The sequence below is a fragment of the Ruminococcus sp. MCC718 genome (assembly GCF_018783905.1).
Taxonomy (GTDB): Bacteria; Bacillota; Clostridia; order Lachnospirales; family Lachnospiraceae; genus Hominisplanchenecus; species Hominisplanchenecus faecis.
The window spans coordinates 24,374-42,141 of sequence record NZ_WQNP01000041.1 but is presented as its reverse complement, the minus strand read 5'-3'; the positions used below and the strand labels follow the sequence as shown (position 1 = coordinate 42,141).

The window sequence follows — 17,768 nt, the reverse complement described above, 5'->3', positions numbered from 1 at the left end:
GGAAAAGACAGTGATATTGGAATTGAAACATATATATAAAGACTATATTCAGGGCAGCATGGTTGTTCCGGTCTTGAAGGATATCAATCTCCAGGTAGAGAAAGGAGAATATCTGGCGATCATGGGTCCGTCCGGTTCCGGAAAGTCCACGCTTATGAATATCGTGGGCTGCCTGGACCGTGCGACAAAGGGAGAATTCATCCTGGACGGTCATATGGTGGGCGGTATGAAAGACAATGATCTGGCGGATCTAAGGCTCAATACGATCGGTTTTGTATTTCAGACGTTTCAGCTTCTGCCAAGACAGACTGCACTGGATAATGTTGCACTGCCGCTGATCTATGCGGGCGTACCGAAAGCAGAGCGTATGAAACGTGCGGCGGCGGCACTTGACAAGGTCGGACTTTCTGACCGTATGAATTTTATCCCGAATCAGCTTTCCGGAGGTCAGAAACAGCGTGTAGCAATCGCCAGGGCGATCGTCAACAATCCGGAAATCCTTCTGGCGGATGAGCCGACCGGTGCACTGGATTCCAAGTCCAGTCATCAGGTCATGGAGCTTTTCCAGAAGTTAAATGACGAAGGAGTTACCGTTGTCATGATCACGCACGACAGCCATGTGGCACAGTGTGCAAAGCGGATCGTTGACATTTTTGACGGTGAGATTTCAGAACGTGACCGAAAGGAGGAAACTCTTTGAAGAAAAAGAATGTGATGATCATAACGGCAGCGGTACTGGTGTGTGCGATCACGATCACGGGGATCGCAAGAGCAGTAAGAGGCGGCGGCAGTGCCGTGGATGTCACGCAGGTATCTTACCTGAACAGCGGCTGGTGGGATGAAGGCACTTCAACCAGCGGTTATGTTACGGCAAATGCTTCTCAGGATGTCTATCTGGAAAGCGACAGCGTGGTAGAGAAAGTTTATGTGAAAAAGGGTGACAAAGTCAAGATTGGCGATACCCTTCTGGAATATGACAAGACTCTTCTGCAGCTGAATCTGGAAGAAGAACAGATCAACAAACAGATTCAGGAGTTGGAACTGCAGGGAGCAAAAAATGATCTGGAAAAATTAAAGAAGATCACACCAGTGCCAGACAGTGAAGGCAGCTCATCCGGTGCCTCTCTTCTGGATGAGCCGGATGACAGTTCAGATGATCTAGATGACAGTGGAGCAGATGGATATGAGGAAGCCAGGGCAACGATTGTGAAACATAATGTTTCACTGGTTTCCACGGCAGCAGGTGCGGATGTGCAGGTCATTGACGGAAACAGCGATGGCAGTGACAGCACCGGAACGGCCGGCGGGGAAACAACGCAGCAGACTGAAAGCCAGACGCCGGAAAGCACGACGCCTTCCACGGAGCCGGCATATCCGGCAGAAACGGAATCCGAGCCGGAAACAGAAGAAGAGACGGAAGATTCTCCGCTTGCAAAGACAAAGGCGTACCAGAAACTGGATTATAAGACGAAATACTATAAAGGAAACGGAACGAAAAAAGATCCGTATGTGTATCTCTGCAAAGAAGGAGCAGAGGTTTCGGCATCTTTCATGAACAAAATCCTTGGATTCAATACCGATGGCAGTTCCAGAAAAGAAGGCGGTGTGAATAAAGACGGAAAAGGCTGCTATGCAGTTTTGCAGATCAGAGAGGGAGATTCTCTGGCGGGCGGATATATCAAATCCGTGACGATCAACGGAACGATCGATGCAGGCAAAGCCTATGCTCCGGATGTGACCTGGATCTTTACCAGCCAGGGCATTACCAAAAAAGTGCCGGATATCCAGGATCCGCAGAACGATGATCCGGATGAACCGGACGATCCGGATGAGCCAGACGATCCGGGTGATGATCCGTTTGAACCGGGTGATGGCGTTTATACCGTATCGGAACTCAAACAGGCGATCGCCGAAAAAGAAAAAGAAATCAAGGAACTTGAGCTGGATATCCGTGATGCGGAAGTCAGTGTCAGCCAGGCACAGAGAAAACTGGATGAGGCTACGGTGAAGGCAACAATCAACGGTGTGGTGAAAACCGTCGGCGATCCGAAAGTCGGACAGGTTGACGGAGAAGCTTTTCTGACAGTGACAAGCAACAAAGGAATGTATGTGAAGGGCAGCATCAGCGAGATGGATCTCGGAAACGTCGTTGTCGGTTCCACAATTACCGGAACGGCACAGGAGAGCGGTACACCGATCACAGCAGAGATCACAGAGATTTCCAAATATCCGTCTAACTCTGATGGCAATTATTATGGCGGAGAAAGCAATCCAAACGCCTCCAGCTATCCTTTTACTGCCTATATTGAGGATTCTGATGATCTGATCAATCATGAATACGTGGATATCCAGATCGAAGGAAACGGCGGAAACGGATCTTCCGTTTATCTGCCGAAAGCACTGATCCGCATGGAAAACGGGCAGAGCTATGTATATATAGAAGGAAAAAATAAAAAACTGAAAAAACAGTATGTCCGTACAGGACAGACATTATATTCCACCTATATTGAAGTAAAAGAAGGAGTCAGTGAGACAGACTGGATCGCCTTTCCATACGGAAAAGCAGTAAAAGAAGGTGCACCGGTAAAAGAACTGGAAGGAAGCGGATTCGCAGATCAGTTATACTGATCGGGCATGCGTTTTTCAGTACTTGCCGTGCAGTTGAAAACAGGAGGTAGAATGTGTTAGAAAATATAAGACTGGCATTTCAGGGTGTATGGTCGCATAAACTGCGTTCTATGCTGACGATGCTCGGTATTATTATCGGTATTGCATCAATTATTTCCATTGTTTCTACGATTCAGGGAACGAACGAACAAATCAAGCAGAATCTGATCGGCGGCGGAAATAATACGGTAGATATAGAGCTTTACCGTGCAGATGAAAAAATCCAGGTGTCGGATTACGAACAGGCACCGAGCGGCGTGCCGACCATAACGAATGATATTCTGCAGGAGATCAAAGACGTGGACGGTGTGGAGAGTGCCGCCGCCTACTACAGCAGAAGCTATGCCGACAGTATTTATTATAATAATAACTCTCTTCAGGGAGCACAGGTACTTGGCGTAGACAACAATTATTTCAGTACGACCGGTTATGTAGTGCGTACCGGCCGTACCTTCCGGGAAGAGGACTACAAAGAATTCCATAAAGTTGTGATCCTGGATCAGTCGGCAGCGACGAGCCTGTTTCAGGAGGAAAGTCCGCTCGGAAAAACGATCGAGATCAACAAAGAGCCGTTTACGGTCATCGGGATTGCACAGAAACTGGAAGAATTTGAGCCGACGATCAATAGCTTTGAAGAATATAATAACTATAAAGGAAACGAAAGTCTTGGCGTGGTCTACATTCCTTCCGCATGCTGGTGCATTCCGTATCAGTATGACGAGCCGCAGAATGTTGTGGTACGTGCATCATCCACCGAGACGATGACAAAAGTCGGACAGAAAAGTGCAGATATCCTGAATGGCTACATGAATGTAAAAGAAGACGATGTAAAATACAAAGCAACGGATGTGCTGGAACTTGCAGCACAGATCCAGAGTTCCAGTGCCACGATGAACACGCAGCTGATCTGGATCGCAAGTATTTCTCTTCTGGTCGGCGGCATCGGCGTTATGAACATCATGCTGGTATCGGTAACCGAGCGAACGAGCGAGATCGGACTGAAAAAGGCGATCGGAGCCAAGAAACGCAGCATCCTGACGCAGTTTCTGACGGAGGCGGTTGTGCTGACAAGTCTTGGCGGAATTATCGGAGTGATCGCAGGAAATATCCTGGCACAGGTCATCCATAAAGTTTCCGGGACACCGGTGGCAATCAGTATTCCGGCAATTCTGATCTCTGTGCTGTTTTCCATGGTGATCGGAATCGTGTTCGGACTGCTCCCGTCGGTACAGGCCGCAAACCTCGATCCGATCGATGCTCTGCGTCACGAATAAGCACGAAGAAATCAGAAAAAAGGCTTGCACTTGGAAAATTTTTATGATACACTACCAGAGGCAAAAAATAATCACGTGTGTGGATTCTGAAGATGGTGCTGCATGGCAGTTGATTAGGAAGCAAAAGCACACGGAAGAAAAACCAAAAGGAGAAAAGACATGAGTGTAATTTCAATGAAACAGTTACTGGAAGCAGGTGTTCATTTCGGACATCAGACAAGAAGATGGAACCCTAAAATGGCTCCGTACATCTACACAGAGAGAAATGGTATCTACATCATCGACCTGCAGAAAACAGTAGGTATGGTAGACACAGCTTACAAAGCAGTAGAAGATATCGTAGCTGACGGCGGTACCGTTCTTTTCGTTGGTACAAAGAAACAGGCTCAGGATGCTGTTAAGACAGAAGCTGAGAGATGCGGAATGTACTATGTAAACGAAAGATGGCTTGGTGGTATGCTGACAAACTTCAAGACCATCCAGAGCAGAATCAAACGTCTGAAAGAGATCGAGGCTATGCAGGAAGACGGTACTTTTGATGTACTGCCGAAAAAAGAAGTTATCGCTCTGAAAAAAGAGATGGATAAACTGCAGAAAAACCTTGGTGGTATCAAAGACATGAAGAAAATCCCGGATGCTATCTTCGTAGTAGATCCGAAAAAAGAAAGAATCTGTGTTCAGGAAGCTCATACACTGGGTATCACTCTGATCGGTATTGCAGATACAAACTGTGATCCGGAAGAACTGGATTATGTAATCCCAGGTAATGATGATGCTATCCGTGCCGTAAAACTGATCGTTTCCAAGATGGCAGACGCTGTTATCGAAGCAAATCAGGGTGCAGAAGAAGCAGTAGCTGAAGAAGCTGCAGAAACAGAAGAAGCAGCTGAATAATTAATAGATACAAAGCAAATATACCACTTATTATCCGGAGGAAAATAAAATGGCAGTTACAGCAAAACTGGTAAAAGAGTTAAGAGAGATGACCGGAGCAGGTATGATGGACTGTAAAAAAGCCCTGACTGCTACAGACGGTGATATGGACAAGGCTGTTGAGTTCCTGAGAGAAAAAGGACTGGCAACCGCTCAGAAAAAAGCAGGAAGAATTGCAGCAGAAGGTATCGTAATGCTGAAAGTTTCCGAAGACGGCAAAAAAGCTGTTGCAGTAGAAGTAAATGCTGAGACAGACTTTGTTGCAAAGAATGAAAAGTTCCAGGGATATGTTGCACAGGTTGCAGAACTGGCTCTGAACACAAAAGCAGCAGATATCGATGCATTTATGGAAGAAGAGTGGACATTCAGCGAGTCCGCTACTGTAAAAGAAGAACTGGCTCATCAGATCGCAACCATCGGCGAGAACATGAACATCCGTCGTTTTGCACAGGTTACAGAAGAAAACGGTTTCGTAGCTTCTTATACACACATGGGCGGTAAGATCGGTGTTCTGGTTGACGTTGAGACAGACGTTGTAAACGATGCAGTAAAAGAAATGGCTAAAAACGTAGCAATGCAGGTTGCAGCTCTGAAACCGCTGTACACAAACGACAGCGAAGTAAGTGCAGAATACATTGCTCATGAAAAAGAAATCCTGCTGGCTCAGATCATGAACGATCCGAAAGAATCCCAGAAACCGGAAAAGGTTATCCAGGGCATGATCGCAGGCCGTATCAACAAAGAGCTGAAAGAAATCTGTCTGCTGGATCAGGTATATGTAAAAGCAGAAGACGGAAAACAGTCTGTTGGTAAATACGTTCAGGAAGTAGCAAAAGCAAACAACGCAAACATCACAATCAAAGGTTTCGTAAGATTTGAAACAGGCGAAGGTCTGGAGAAAAAAGAAGAAAACTTTGCAGAAGAAGTTGCAAAACAGATGAAATAAATCATAAGTTATCATAACTTGATTTTATAAAAAAAATTCTATTTTATAACGGGTGAAAACCCACATTATAGAGGAGAAAATCCCTTAAATGTACTATTTTTAGTATGTTTGAGGGATTTTTTTTGCTTTCTGAATCCTGAAAATGCAAAATATCTTAAATTCATAAAATATCATAAATTATCACGTCTTATCGTAGAATTTTGGTTTATTTTGGTTTGATTTGGGAAAATTTTGGTTCAACCAAATTAGATGCGAAGTCTTCCTGTTTCTTTAGTAAGACGAAAATGTAACACAATAATCAGAGCCGATATGAGTTTTCATTCTAAAAAATGTATAAGGAGGAAGAAAGAAATGTGTAAGGTAATTGCAATAGCAAACCAGAAGGGTGGAGTAGGAAAAACTACTACAACAGTTAATTTAGGTATTGGATTAGCAAGAAAGGGAAAAAGGGTTGTGTTAATAGATGCAGACCCACAGGGTAGCATGACAGTAAGTCTTGGAATTGATGAACCAGACAAGATTGAGTATTCATTGGCAAATGTGTTAATGGATGTTGTAAATGAGGAAGAAATCGATTATGCAAAAATAATTTTAAAACATGAAGAAAATATTGATTTTATTCCGGCAAACATAGAGTTGGCAGGATTAGAGGTTTCTATGGTTAATGTAATGAGCAGGGAATTAGTAATGAAAAGATTTATTTCTAATATAAAAGAAAACTATGACTATATTCTCATTGACTGTATGCCAAGCCTTGGAATGATAACTATTAATGCGCTTGTATGTGCCAATTCAGTACTAATTCCAGTTCAGGCATCGTATTTACCGGTAAAAGGATTACAGCAGTTAATAAAGACGATAAGCAGAGTAAGAAGACAGATAAATCCGGAGCTAAAAATAGAAGGTATGGTTATGACAATGGTTGATATGCGTTCTAACTATACAAAGGACATATTAGAGGCATTAGAGAGCACCTACGGAGAAACAATTGGAATATTTGACAGCAGAATACCAATGTCAGTAAGAGCTGCAGAAACAAGTGCTGAGGGAAAGAGTATATATATTCATGATCCAAGGGGAAAGGTGGCAAAAAGTTATGAAGAATTAACAGAGGAGGTGCTTGTACATGAGTAAAGTAAGAGAAAAAATAAAATTAACAAGTTATGATGAATTATTGAAAGTGGAAATAACAGATGGATTAAAAGAAATAGATGTAGATAAATTACATGATTTTAGCAATCATCCATTTAAGGTGTCGGATGATGAAAAGATGGAAGAATTAACAGAGTCAATAAGGGAAAGAGGTGTACTTCTTCCTATATTGGTAAGGAAAACAAATGACGAAGAATACGAGATAATATCGGGACACAGAAGAACTCACGCAGCAAGACTTGCAGGAATTGAAAAGGTGCCGGTTATTATAAGGGAATTAAGTGATGACGATGCCACAATTGTAATGGTTGATTCAAATATTCAAAGAGAAGAAATTCTTCCAAGTGAAAAAGCATATGCATTTCAAATGAAACTTGAAGCGATTCAACATAAAGGAATAAAAGGAGAAGAAAGCAGGGAAGTTGTAGGAGAGGCAAATGGCTTGTCAGGGAGACAGGTATCACGATACATAAAGCTTACTAATCTGTTACCGGAGTTACTTGAAATGGTAGATGAAAAAAAGATTGCCATAAAACTTGCAGTGGAAATAGCAGAATTGTCCGAGAGTGAACAGCAGGAAATTTTAGATTATTTCAATCTTGGATATAAGGTTAGTTTAGAGCAGGTTAAGGCAATTAAAAATAAGGAAAAATCAACAGACATCATTGAAAGATCGGAAGAGAAAACTCAGCAGAGTGCAAAGGTTACAATATCCAGGAAGAAACTTAAGCAGTATTTTCCTGAAAATTATACAAAGGCAGAAATGGAGAACATAATTTACCAGTTATTGGAGAAATGGAAGAGTGATGGTTATGACATTTGATTATTATTATGGAGCTCAGGCAGAGCAGTTTAATTTCATAAGAATTCCCAAAGCAATGATTGTAGACCCAATGTTTGCAGATTTGTCAGTCAATGCAAAACTTCTTTGCGGCTAACGGCGGTACAGGCACAATGGCAGATGTGACCGGTATTTCCGGCAAATACACGCTTCCTGCAAACGGCTTCACTGCTCCTGCCGGTAAGCAGTTCAAGGCTTGGAGCGTTGGCGGTGTTGAAAAGGTGGTTGGCGATAAGATTACCGTTACTGCTAACACTACCGTAACCGCAGTTTGGGAAGCTGTTGAGTACAATGTAACCGTGACAGGCGGTACTGCATCCGTTGGTGCAGGCACTCCGATCACCAAGGCAACAATGGGTACAACCGTTACTCTGACCGCAGGTGCAGCTCCGTCCGGCAAGGTATTTGATAAGTGGGAAGTTGTAAGCGGCGGCATTACCCTTGCAGACGCAAATAGCGCAACCACAACATTTACTATGCCTGCAAGTGCAGTAAGTGTGAAAGCGACCTACAAGAACGCTCCACATACGCACACCTATAATCAGGAAACTGTAAAACCAGAAGCACTTAAAACCCCTGCTGACTGCACAAGCAACGCAGTATATTTCAAGAGCTGCTCCTGCGGTGCAATCAGCACAACAGATACCTTCGTAGCGATGAATACTGCTCTCGGTCATGCATATGGTTCTGATTGGAAATACGATTCTACAAACCACTGGCACGAATGTTCTCGTTGCCACGACAAAAAGGACGAAGCGGCTCACGATTACGGTTCTGACAATGTTTGCGACACCTGCGGATATTACAAAACTGTACCGCACACTCACAATCTGACTTTGGTTGCTGCGAAAGCTGCCACCTGCACAGAGGGCGGTAAGGAAGCATACTACAAGTGCGAAGGTTGTGGCAAGTTCTATGAAGATGTACTCGGTACAAAGGAAATAACCGACCTTGCATCTTGGGGCAATATTGCTAAGATTGCCCACACCACAAAGCAAACCGTAACAAAGGCAACCCCAACAGCAAACGGCAAGATAGTAAATTACTGTTCGGTATGTAAGAAAACTCTTTCAACGACAGTAATTCCAAAGGCATCAAGCATAAAGCTTAAAGCAACATCATTAACATATAACGGAAAGGTTAGAACACCTAAGGTTATTGTTAATGACAGAACAGGAAAGACACTTGTTAAGAATACTGACTATACTGTGTCTTATGCAAAAGGAAGAAAGTATGTTGGCAAGTACGCAGTAAAGATTACCTTTAAGGGTAAATACAGCGGAACAAAGACGCTTTATTTCACAATCAAGCCAAAGGCAACAAGTATTTCCTCACTTAAAGCAGGTTCAAAGAAGTTTACAGTAAAGTGGAAGAAGCAGGCTACACAGACAACAGGCTATCAAGTTCAAGTCGCAACCAATAAGAAATTCAAGAAGAACAAGAAAACCGTAACAATCAAGAAGCAGAAGACTACAAAGACTACCGTTAAAAAGCTTAAGGCAAAGAAAAAATATTATGTAAGAGTTTGCACCTATAAGACAGTTAAGATTAACGGCAAATCCATAAGGATTTATTCAGGCTGGTCAAAAACTAAGACTGTTACAACAAAGAAATAACAGATAGCTAACCATTTAAGGATGGCGGTAGCGGAGCTTCCGCTGCCGCCTTTTCCTTACGAAAAGAAATCGAACAAGGAGAAATCAAATGGACGAACAAGAAATTGAAGAAATACTCAGAACATTTGACAAAGCACCTTCGCCTTCGTCAGAGAATAGTGTTCAAAGTCATTTTAGTGCGATTGGGGGCATTTATGACTGAGACTTTTGAGAGACATCGCTCAAATCAAAATCGTAACACGAATTGAAATGAGCAAAACTCCGAGCGAATACAGAAAATCATATTTATAACCGTTGACTTTATAAAAGCTCGGGTGTATAATCAAAAAAATAAAGCTGTCTCGGCTGATGAAGACTATAAATTTTGCTGTTTCTGAACACAACAGCAGAGTTTACAGTCTTATTTTTTTAGGTGATAATATGAAATTCAAAAAATATGCAACAAAAACGCTGATGATCGTTATCGGATCAATAATATCCGCATACGGAATTACGCTTGCAATAGGCGCAGGTTTCGGCGGCGCAACACTTGCGATATTGTGGCAAGGGCTGACGAATGTGACAGGTATGTCAATCGGCACATCGTCGCTTATTGTGGCTGTGGCAATGATAATTTTTGCCCTTTTCTATGACAGAAAACAAATCAATATCGGCACAATTCTTTACCAAATCATTTACAGTTTTTTCGTAGATGTATTCACAAAAATTCAGCATTATACAGATATTAAAGCGGTTAATTTTGTTATAATGCTGCTTGGCATTGCTATATTTTCGTTCGGAACGGGGATTTACTCCGCCGCTGATTTCGGCAGGGGCTCATATGAAGCAGTCACATTTTCGCTTGCCGAAAAAAACGGGTGGAAAATCAAAATCGTACGAATGGTTCTTGATATTATAATGGTAATTATCGGCGTTTTGCTCGGCGGTAAATTCGGAATTTGCACAATTGCCACCGTTTTGCTCTCCGGTCCGATAATTCAGGCAACCGTAAGCACTGTTAAGAAATCAAAGATTTTAAAAAACATTTCTTAAAATTCTCATACAAGCCTAAAAGTGATAAGACATACAAAAAGGATGGAATTCGATTTTGAACAAGTCTGTAAAAAATGGACAATAGAAAAAACGGAGTTAAGGTTATATCCGCTAACGAAAACATTAGCGAAGGCTCAAAAGGCATAATTCTTGAATACGTACTTGAAGGTATGGCTGAATATTATTCAGCAGACTTATCAGAGAAAGTCATTTTGCCGATGATCGTACTTAAATGCTTTGATGATATTCTTTCCCCTACCCTACCAAAGAAGCCGTTGTTAAAAAGGCTGAAGAACTTCAAGCACAAGGTATGATTTCAGTTATTGACAAAGTAATGGCATTATTATACTATGACAGTGTGAGTTAACAGTAAACCAAAGAACAATATGTCGATCATGAAAGAATGCTCCTTTGTGTTTCCCGTGCTTATGATTATTACAAGCAAAATAGCTATTGACTAAAACATTTACACAAAATCAGTGTTAAAAATATAGCCGATGCAACAAAAACAAAATACCACTGAATTTGGAGAAAAATTATGATTTTTAAGAAACCTGTTTTATCAGATGGAATTACAGAAAGCACTTTTGAATGCAAAAGAGATGGATTGACGATTCGTGGAACAATCTACCGTCCAAAAGGAGATCATCTTCCGATTGCAATCGTATGTCACGGATTTATGGCATGGCAAGACAGTGTGAAACATTATGCGGCTTTTTGGCTGAAATGGGATATGTTGCATTTACATTTGATTTTTGTGGCGGTTCTGCTATGTGTGGAAAAAGTGACGGAAAAACCACAGAGATGTCTGTTCTGACAGAAACCAAAGATCTGAAAGCGGTCATTGAATATGTTAGAAATCTTTCCTATACAGATTCTGAAAAAATTTTATTGATGGGATGCAGTCAGGGCGGTTTTGTGTCTGCTTTGGTGGCAGCAAAGAACAACTTTCCGATAGAAAAACTTGTCCTGTTTTATCCGGCATTGTGTATCCCGGATGACGCCAGAGCCGGAAAAATGATGATGGCAAAATTTGATCCGCAAAATGTTCCCGATACTTTCCGCTGCGGACTGATGAAATTGGGGTGTTGCTATGCAATGGATGTCATGCAAATGGATGCCTTTGCAGAAATTAAGAACTACGCCGGCAGGGTGTGCATCGTGCATGGTACAAAGGATAAAATCGTAGATGTTTCTTATGCCAAACGTGCGGCAGAAGCATATAAAAGTACGATGCCGATCGGAATGCAAGATTCCAAACGGGTGCAACTTCATTTTATAGATGGCGGAGGGCATATGTTTTCGAAAAAGCATGATGTCATTGCAATGAAATTATTAAAAGAATTCGCCGCAAAACACGAATGATTTTCATCTGATACCATATGGACAAATCTCCACCTTTAAAGACTTGACAGTTGATATAATCTGCCATCACCTCGGAACATTCGTGTTCCGAGGCTTTTTTATGCCCGAATACTGCTTTTTACGGCGGTATTCGAGCAAAGTGTCTGCGTTCTTTGCAAAATTTCTTTTATATTTTTCAAGGTGTACTCGGTCGGAACTCCTATGCCGATGTCATTCGTTCCGATTAAAATCACAAGATTTTTCGGGTTTATGTTCAAGGCGTTACATTCGAGCCTTTCCAACAATCTGTCGCTGTCAACGGCAAACAATCCCGCACCGATTGCGCCGCAAAATTCAGGCTTATCGGATATGAAAATCTTTGTGTTCAACCGCTTTTGCAACACTTTTTTCAAAAACGTGTTTTCGGGCAGATGAAATAGTCCCCCTTGGCTTGCAACTAAACCTAAAAATCGCATAATTTTTAAGGCTTTTGCCCTGTTTTGGGCAGAAGCCTTTTTGCATATTTAATAAGATTTTCTTCTTCGTGTAATATTAAATGTGTCGGCTGTAAAATTAACAAAATTTAATTGGATTTTCATTGACCCATATAACACCTTACAATATAATAAAAGCAAATATATAGCTTATAAAGGAGGTTCCTTAATGACGAAAAAAATAACCGCAATATTCTTGGCATTGTGCATGGCAATTTCCGTTTTGCCGATGACCATTCAGGCGGCATCAAAGCCCGATATTAAAGTTGGCGACTATGTTAAAATGGGCGCGTATAACAATGCCTCAATTCTTTGGCGATGTGTAAGCATTGACAATAACGGACCGCTTATGCTTGCAGACAAAATTGTTGACACCCTTGCATATGATGCCAAAACAAATGACAACAGCAATTCAAAATCACACAGCAGAAGCTATAAGCGTGATGATTACGGTTCTAACTATTGGAAAGACAGCAATATGCGTTCTTGGTTAAATTCGACCGCAGCTGAAGGCAAAGTCGATTGGCTTTGTGGCAACCCTCCGAAAGACGGATATGTAAGCGGTGTGGGAGCGTACAACGAAAAAGCGGGTTTTCTCAACGCTTTTTCAAAATCTGAAATTGCGGCAATGAAAACCGTTACCCAGCGTTCTCTCGTTTCTCATCCCGAATACAACAAGGGCATAGTTGATGGAGACGCAAATTCGGATTTGTTATACTACACCGATATTTCGGAAGCGGTGGCAAACTACGACAGTTCATATTTTGAAACTACAACCGAAAAGGTTTTTCTTCTTGATGTAAAGCAGGCTAATGCCGTGTGGAAAAATCTCAAAGGTTATTATGTTGCGTATAATAATGACGGTATGGCTTGGCCTTATTGGCTTCGCACTCCTGTTACCGATTGCAATCACGATATGCGTTATATCAGTTCATCGGGTCAGGTCGGTCGTTATGCTCCGTGGTATTCCGATTTGGGCGTAAGACCTGCATTTTATCTCGATTCCGAATATTTTGTTACAACTTCCGGCAGCGGCTCACAAAGCAGTCCTTATATCGGCTCTGCTCCAAATAAGCAAGAGGATGATTATACAATTTCGGAACCTGCCGAGGACGCAAATCCCGATTGGAATGTCAGCACCGAGCAAAGCATTCAGCTCACCCTCGGCCCGTGGTATTCAAATGACGGAAAATATTCTAATCCTACCATCCCTGTTTATACCATCCAAAAAACACGCAGCGACACGGAAAATATGGTTGTTGTCGTTTGCGGCGAGGGATACACAAAAAGTCAGCAGGGCAAATTCATCAATGATGTCAAACGACTTTGGCAGGACGCTATGAAATATGAACCGTATCGCAGTTATGCCGACAGATTCAATGTTTACGCTCTTTGCACAGCTTCCGAATCGACTTTTGACAATGGTGGAAGCACCTTCTTTGATGTTATAGTCGACAAATATAATTCGCCTGTTATTTCTAATAATCTCCACGGAAGTCAGTGGAAAAATCATATTTTTGAGAGATGTATCGGTCCTGAATTTATCGAGAAAATTCACGATGCTCATATCAAAAAAAAGTGTGATCCAAACACAATTCCGTCCGGTTCGGAATATGAGCCTTATTATTATGTTCACGATTATATTGCTCAGTTCGCTATGGTTGTAAACACAAAATCAGATTTCGGCGGTGCTTATAATAACCGTGAATACGGCTTCCATTATTTCATTTCGCCATCAGACAGTTATCGTGCGTCAAAAACTTTTGCACACGAGTTTGGACACGGTTTGCTCGGTCTCGGTGATGAATACAGTAACGGATATTTGCTTGACGATAAGGAACTTAAATCACTCAATCTTTCCTCGGTTGAAGACCCGGAAAAGATAAAATGGCGACAGCTTTTAGGTTTTAGAAACACATATACTTGCCGCAATGCTTACGGCTCAAAAATGCTTGTTTCAAGTTATGAGTGCATAATGAGAGACACAAACTATCAATTCTGTGAGGTTTGCCGTTTGCAGGGCTTCAAGCGAATGTCTCAGCTTGTTAAGGATGTAGACCTTTATGTTGCAACTCCCGAGGTTAAGGAATATACGGGCGCTTATTCAAAGCCGTCTGATTTTACCGACCTTGAAACAAGTTCATATTATAATTACACATATAATCGCAATGACCGACTTTTGAGCGGCAACAGCAAAAGCAGATTTAATACTAATATGAACGGTAAAAAAATCGAGCTTAGAACTGTTATTCAAAACATTTCAGATAAAAATGCACGACAATTAAAATTCAAAATGTGGATTAAGCACTCCGACGGAAGCGTTGCGACCGATTCATCGGGGAATCCGCTTCAAACAGTACAAACCTTTGACATTCCTGTTTGGAATGATAAGGCAAATTTCTGGCCGCTCGGTGCTTTGGATCACATCAAAAGCGACTTTAATTCAGGCTTAAAGAGTTGCTCGCTTATTTATCAAATTCCGTCTGATGCACAGCTTAAGAGCGGCGATACCGTGGCATTTCAGGTGCTCGATGAAAACGGAAATGTGCTTGCAGACGACAATACGGAAACACAGCGCTACACAACCGTTTCAATTCAGTATAAATTTGAGGACGGCTCTGAAATTCCAAACACTGCCGGCGGAACATTTACCGTGCCATACGGCACAAAGCTTGATTTAACACCGGCAAAAACACTTTATGATTATGAATTTATAAAGGTTGACGGCTTGAATAAGCCTATTGTTTCGGACGGAACGGTTGTTACATATTATTACAAAAATAAAAACGAAGAACACACTCACAATCTGACTTTGGTTGCTGCGAAAGCTGCCACCTGCACTACAGGATCGGTAGAAATTACCGATAAAACCAGTGTGAAGATTCCGGCTCCCGGACATACCGCAGGCACAGAATGGAAGTCTGATGATACTAACCACTGGCATGAATGTTCTCGTTGCCACGACAAAAAGGACGAAGCGGCTCACGATTACGGTTCTGACAATGTTTGCGACACCTGCGGATATTACAAAACTGTACCGCACACTCACAATCTGACTTTGGTTGCTGCGAAAGCTGCCACCTGCACTACTGCGGGCAATTCCGCATACTACACCTGCGATGGCTGTGACAAGTGGTTCGCAGATGCAACAGGATCGGTAGAAATTACCGATAAAACCAGTGTGAAGATTCCGGCTCCCGGACATACCGCAGGCACAGAATGGAAGTCTGATGATACTAACCACTGGCATGAATGTTCTCGTTGCCACGACAAAAATGACGAAGCGGCTCACAGCACCAGCGAGTGGATCATTGACACGGCAGCTACCGAAACCGCAGAAGGCGCTAAGCATAAGGAATGCACCGTCTGCAAGAAGGTTCTTGAAACCGCAACGATCCCCGCAACAGGCAGCAGCCATACCAATAGCTACGGCGTATACGTTGGAATGACATATACGGCAGGAAATTTAATATACCAGATTACATCAATTGATACTGCAACAGTAGGACAATCAAAGGTTATTGGTGTAGTAGCTGCTAAAAAGAATAAAATAAAGAAAGTTACAATTCCGGACAGAGCAGATTGTAAGGGATATAGATTAAATGTAACAACAATTGGTAACAATGCGTTTGCCGGCTGCAAGGCCCTTGAGAAGCTTACAATAGGTAACAAGGTAACTGTTATCGGAAAAAATGCATTTAAGAACTGCTCAAAACTTGAAACAGTAGTAATTGGAAAAGCAGTTAAGACAATAAGTTCTAAGGCATTTATAGGAGATAACAAGATTAAGAAGATTACATTCAAAGGTGACAAACTTAAGACTGTAAAGAAGAATGCATTTAGCAAGAAAGCAAAGAAAAATATTAAGTCTAAGAAGACTAAACTTAAAGGAAATAAGAAAGCCATTAAGTTGTTTAAGAAGAAACTTAAAATTAAATAATTAAAAAGTAATTAAAGAGGCTAGCTTTTCAAGAGTTGGACATGTCATGTATGTCTTGTATTCTGCGAAAAGGTAGCCTCTAATAAGTTTATTAAGAGGGAGATAGTGTGAAAGAAAGTAGAAACAAGCCATAAATTGGCGCACTTGAATAAGCTGTCTAAGGCAGGCAACTTTTTTGAAGTGTTATAGAGTTAAAAAAATAGATTAAGAAGCTAATGGCTTATCAGGTGGAAGTGTTCCTTCACGTTGTAATAGCTTCTTTGCCTGTCTGATAGCTTTTGCCTTTTGTTTTTCAACAAGAGCTACAGGCATATCGATTTTATAAAGATTGCTCGGATTCCACTCCTCACCGGTAGACAGCATCTGGTAGATGGCAGTAAGAATCATACGGGCAATAGCGATAATGGCTCTTTTCTTGCCACGACGTTTAACTAGAGCTTCATATTTCTTTTTGTAGTAAGGAGATTTGTCAGATTTTACGGCTGCATGAGCACATTGTACTAATGCAGGCTTGAGGTAGACACCAGCACGCGTAATCCAGACAGATTTCTTCTTACCAGCAGATTCATTGCTGTCAGGTGTTAAACCAGCCCAGCAACATAAACGTTTGGAACCCGAGAACTGAGACATATCCGTACCGATTTCGGAGATGATAGTGATTGCACTATCACGTTTGACACCCGGAATGGTACAGAGGAACCGGACAGCATTTTCAAAATCAGGATTAGAAGAAATCATATTTTCTATCATTTTATCAACATCATTGATTTCGGCTGTGATATAATCCATGTGTGCGCGAACAAGACGCATACGGTATTTTTGGGTATCAGTCATCTGATATCCTTCGACGGATTCTATAACAGCATCTTCTTTGGATTTGAGGTTTCTAAGAAGTTTAGATGCGATTTCTTCGTGGTTAATGGATGTCCCCGATTGATCAAGCAGATAGTCAATAATGGACGTGGATGACTTCCCAAAGATATCGGAAACAACAGAATCTAATGCAACATTACAAACAGTAAGAGCATTCTGATATCTATTCTTTTCACTTGAACGACAGGAAACGAGCTTGTAACGATAGCGGGTGTATTCCCTCAGAATACGGACTGCCTTGCAAGGAATATAACTGCCTTTGACAAGAGTGTCACAGTTACCTGTAATTGTTTCCCATGTATCCTTAAACAAAGCCTTAATCTGTGCCAGATTCTGAATGATTATTATTGCACTTATTCTTCTGCTTCTCATTGTTGAAAGTAGTGAACAAAAGTCATCAGGTAATGCCATGAAAAAATAACAAATACCAGAAAGGATTATCTGCACAAGATGTCCCATGAGATTATCAGCGAAAACCAAGTGATAGTTTCGGAAGATTTGCAGATAAAAAACATGGTAAAAAATCACCGTTTGGCAAAGTCTATAAGTGATGTATCATGGTATGAGCTGACAAGACAGTTAGAATATAAGGCAAAGTGGAATGGCAGGAAATATGTCAAAATAGATACATTCTATGCCAGTAGTCAGCGGTGTTA

At 41.7% G+C, this 17,768-nt stretch carries 15 protein-coding genes and 2 pseudogenes; 15 read left to right on the top strand and 2 right to left on the bottom strand.

Annotation, left to right across the window (positions count from 1 at the left end):
• The first annotated feature begins 10 nt into the window (after positions 1-10).
• From GPK60_RS05305 to GPK60_RS05255, 13 genes and pseudogenes are all read left to right on the top strand, one after another.
• Positions 11-700, top strand: coding sequence for an ABC transporter ATP-binding protein (locus GPK60_RS05305; RefSeq protein ID WP_022120053.1), 690 nt, complete (start codon positions 11-13; stop codon positions 698-700).
• Positions 697-2,628: a biotin/lipoyl-binding protein gene (locus tag GPK60_RS05300; RefSeq protein WP_173896478.1), complete on the top strand. Its 1,932-nt coding sequence runs from the start codon at positions 697-699 to the stop codon at positions 2,626-2,628. The genes GPK60_RS05305 and GPK60_RS05300 overlap by 4 nt, the downstream gene beginning before the upstream one ends.
• Positions 2,629-2,681: 53 nt before the next feature.
• Complete coding sequence (locus GPK60_RS05295; protein WP_215659029.1) at positions 2,682-3,941, top strand: ABC transporter permease; 1,260 nt, start codon at positions 2,682-2,684, stop codon at positions 3,939-3,941.
• 159 nt (positions 3,942-4,100) lie between these two features.
• A complete protein-coding gene (rpsB, locus tag GPK60_RS05290) occupies positions 4,101-4,835 on the top strand; it encodes a 30S ribosomal protein S2 (RefSeq protein WP_147631213.1) in 735 nt (244 codons plus the stop codon).
• A gap of 49 nt (positions 4,836-4,884) precedes the next feature.
• Positions 4,885-5,820, top strand: coding sequence for a translation elongation factor Ts (gene tsf, locus GPK60_RS05285; protein WP_215659028.1), 936 nt, complete (start codon positions 4,885-4,887; stop codon positions 5,818-5,820).
• A gap of 351 nt (positions 5,821-6,171) precedes the next feature.
• Complete coding sequence (locus GPK60_RS05280; protein WP_147631214.1) at positions 6,172-6,954, top strand: AAA family ATPase; 783 nt, start codon at positions 6,172-6,174, stop codon at positions 6,952-6,954.
• Entirely contained in the window at positions 6,947-7,795 is an 849-nt protein-coding gene (locus GPK60_RS05275; RefSeq protein ID WP_147631215.1) for a ParB/RepB/Spo0J family partition protein, read from the top strand. Before GPK60_RS05280 ends, GPK60_RS05275 begins: the two co-directional genes overlap by 8 nt.
• Positions 7,785-7,910: a hypothetical protein gene (locus GPK60_RS15505; RefSeq protein WP_274601100.1), complete on the top strand. Its 126-nt coding sequence runs from the start codon at positions 7,785-7,787 to the stop codon at positions 7,908-7,910. Before GPK60_RS05275 ends, GPK60_RS15505 begins: the two co-directional genes overlap by 11 nt.
• A gap of 16 nt (positions 7,911-7,926) precedes the next feature.
• On the top strand, positions 7,927-9,429 hold the full coding sequence (locus GPK60_RS15260) for a fibronectin type III domain-containing protein (RefSeq protein WP_243871964.1): 1,503 nt from the start codon (positions 7,927-7,929) through the stop codon (positions 9,427-9,429).
• A gap of 420 nt (positions 9,430-9,849) precedes the next feature.
• Positions 9,850-10,461, top strand: a complete 612-nt coding sequence (locus tag GPK60_RS05265; RefSeq protein WP_008789344.1) for a YitT family protein — start codon at positions 9,850-9,852, stop codon at positions 10,459-10,461.
• A gap of 83 nt (positions 10,462-10,544) precedes the next feature.
• A pseudogene (locus GPK60_RS15255) lies at positions 10,545-10,673 on the top strand (recombinase family protein); the annotation flags it as partial.
• A gap of 326 nt (positions 10,674-10,999) precedes the next feature.
• On the top strand, positions 11,000-11,278 hold the full coding sequence (locus GPK60_RS15250) for a hypothetical protein (RefSeq protein ID WP_015559623.1): 279 nt from the start codon (positions 11,000-11,002) through the stop codon (positions 11,276-11,278).
• On the top strand, positions 11,188-11,826 hold the full coding sequence (locus GPK60_RS05255) for a YqiA/YcfP family alpha/beta fold hydrolase (RefSeq protein WP_243086875.1): 639 nt from the start codon (positions 11,188-11,190) through the stop codon (positions 11,824-11,826). The genes GPK60_RS15250 and GPK60_RS05255 overlap by 91 nt, the downstream gene beginning before the upstream one ends.
• A gap of 98 nt (positions 11,827-11,924) precedes the next feature.
• Here GPK60_RS05255 and GPK60_RS05250 read toward each other — a convergent pair whose 3' ends face one another.
• Positions 11,925-12,281, bottom strand: coding sequence for a GDSL-type esterase/lipase family protein (locus tag GPK60_RS05250; protein ID WP_008789346.1), 357 nt, complete (start codon positions 12,279-12,281; stop codon positions 11,925-11,927).
• A 187-nt stretch (positions 12,282-12,468) separates the two neighbouring features.
• Between GPK60_RS05250 and GPK60_RS05245 the strand changes: the two genes are divergently transcribed.
• A complete protein-coding gene (locus GPK60_RS05245; protein WP_215659027.1) occupies positions 12,469-16,239 on the top strand; it encodes a M64 family metallopeptidase in 3,771 nt (1,256 codons plus the stop codon).
• Between the two features lie 204 nt (positions 16,240-16,443).
• Here the strand turns inward: GPK60_RS05245 and GPK60_RS05240 are convergent, their stop codons facing one another.
• The gene (locus GPK60_RS05240; RefSeq protein ID WP_215659026.1) at positions 16,444-17,571 is read right to left on the bottom strand and encodes a transposase; all 1,128 of its coding nucleotides are present in this window, start codon (positions 17,569-17,571) and stop codon (positions 16,444-16,446) included.
• Here GPK60_RS05240 and GPK60_RS05235 point away from each other — a divergent pair.
• Positions 17,521-17,768, top strand: a pseudogene (locus GPK60_RS05235) (RNA-guided endonuclease TnpB family protein); the annotation flags it as partial. The gene GPK60_RS05240 and the pseudogene GPK60_RS05235 overlap by 51 nt on opposite strands.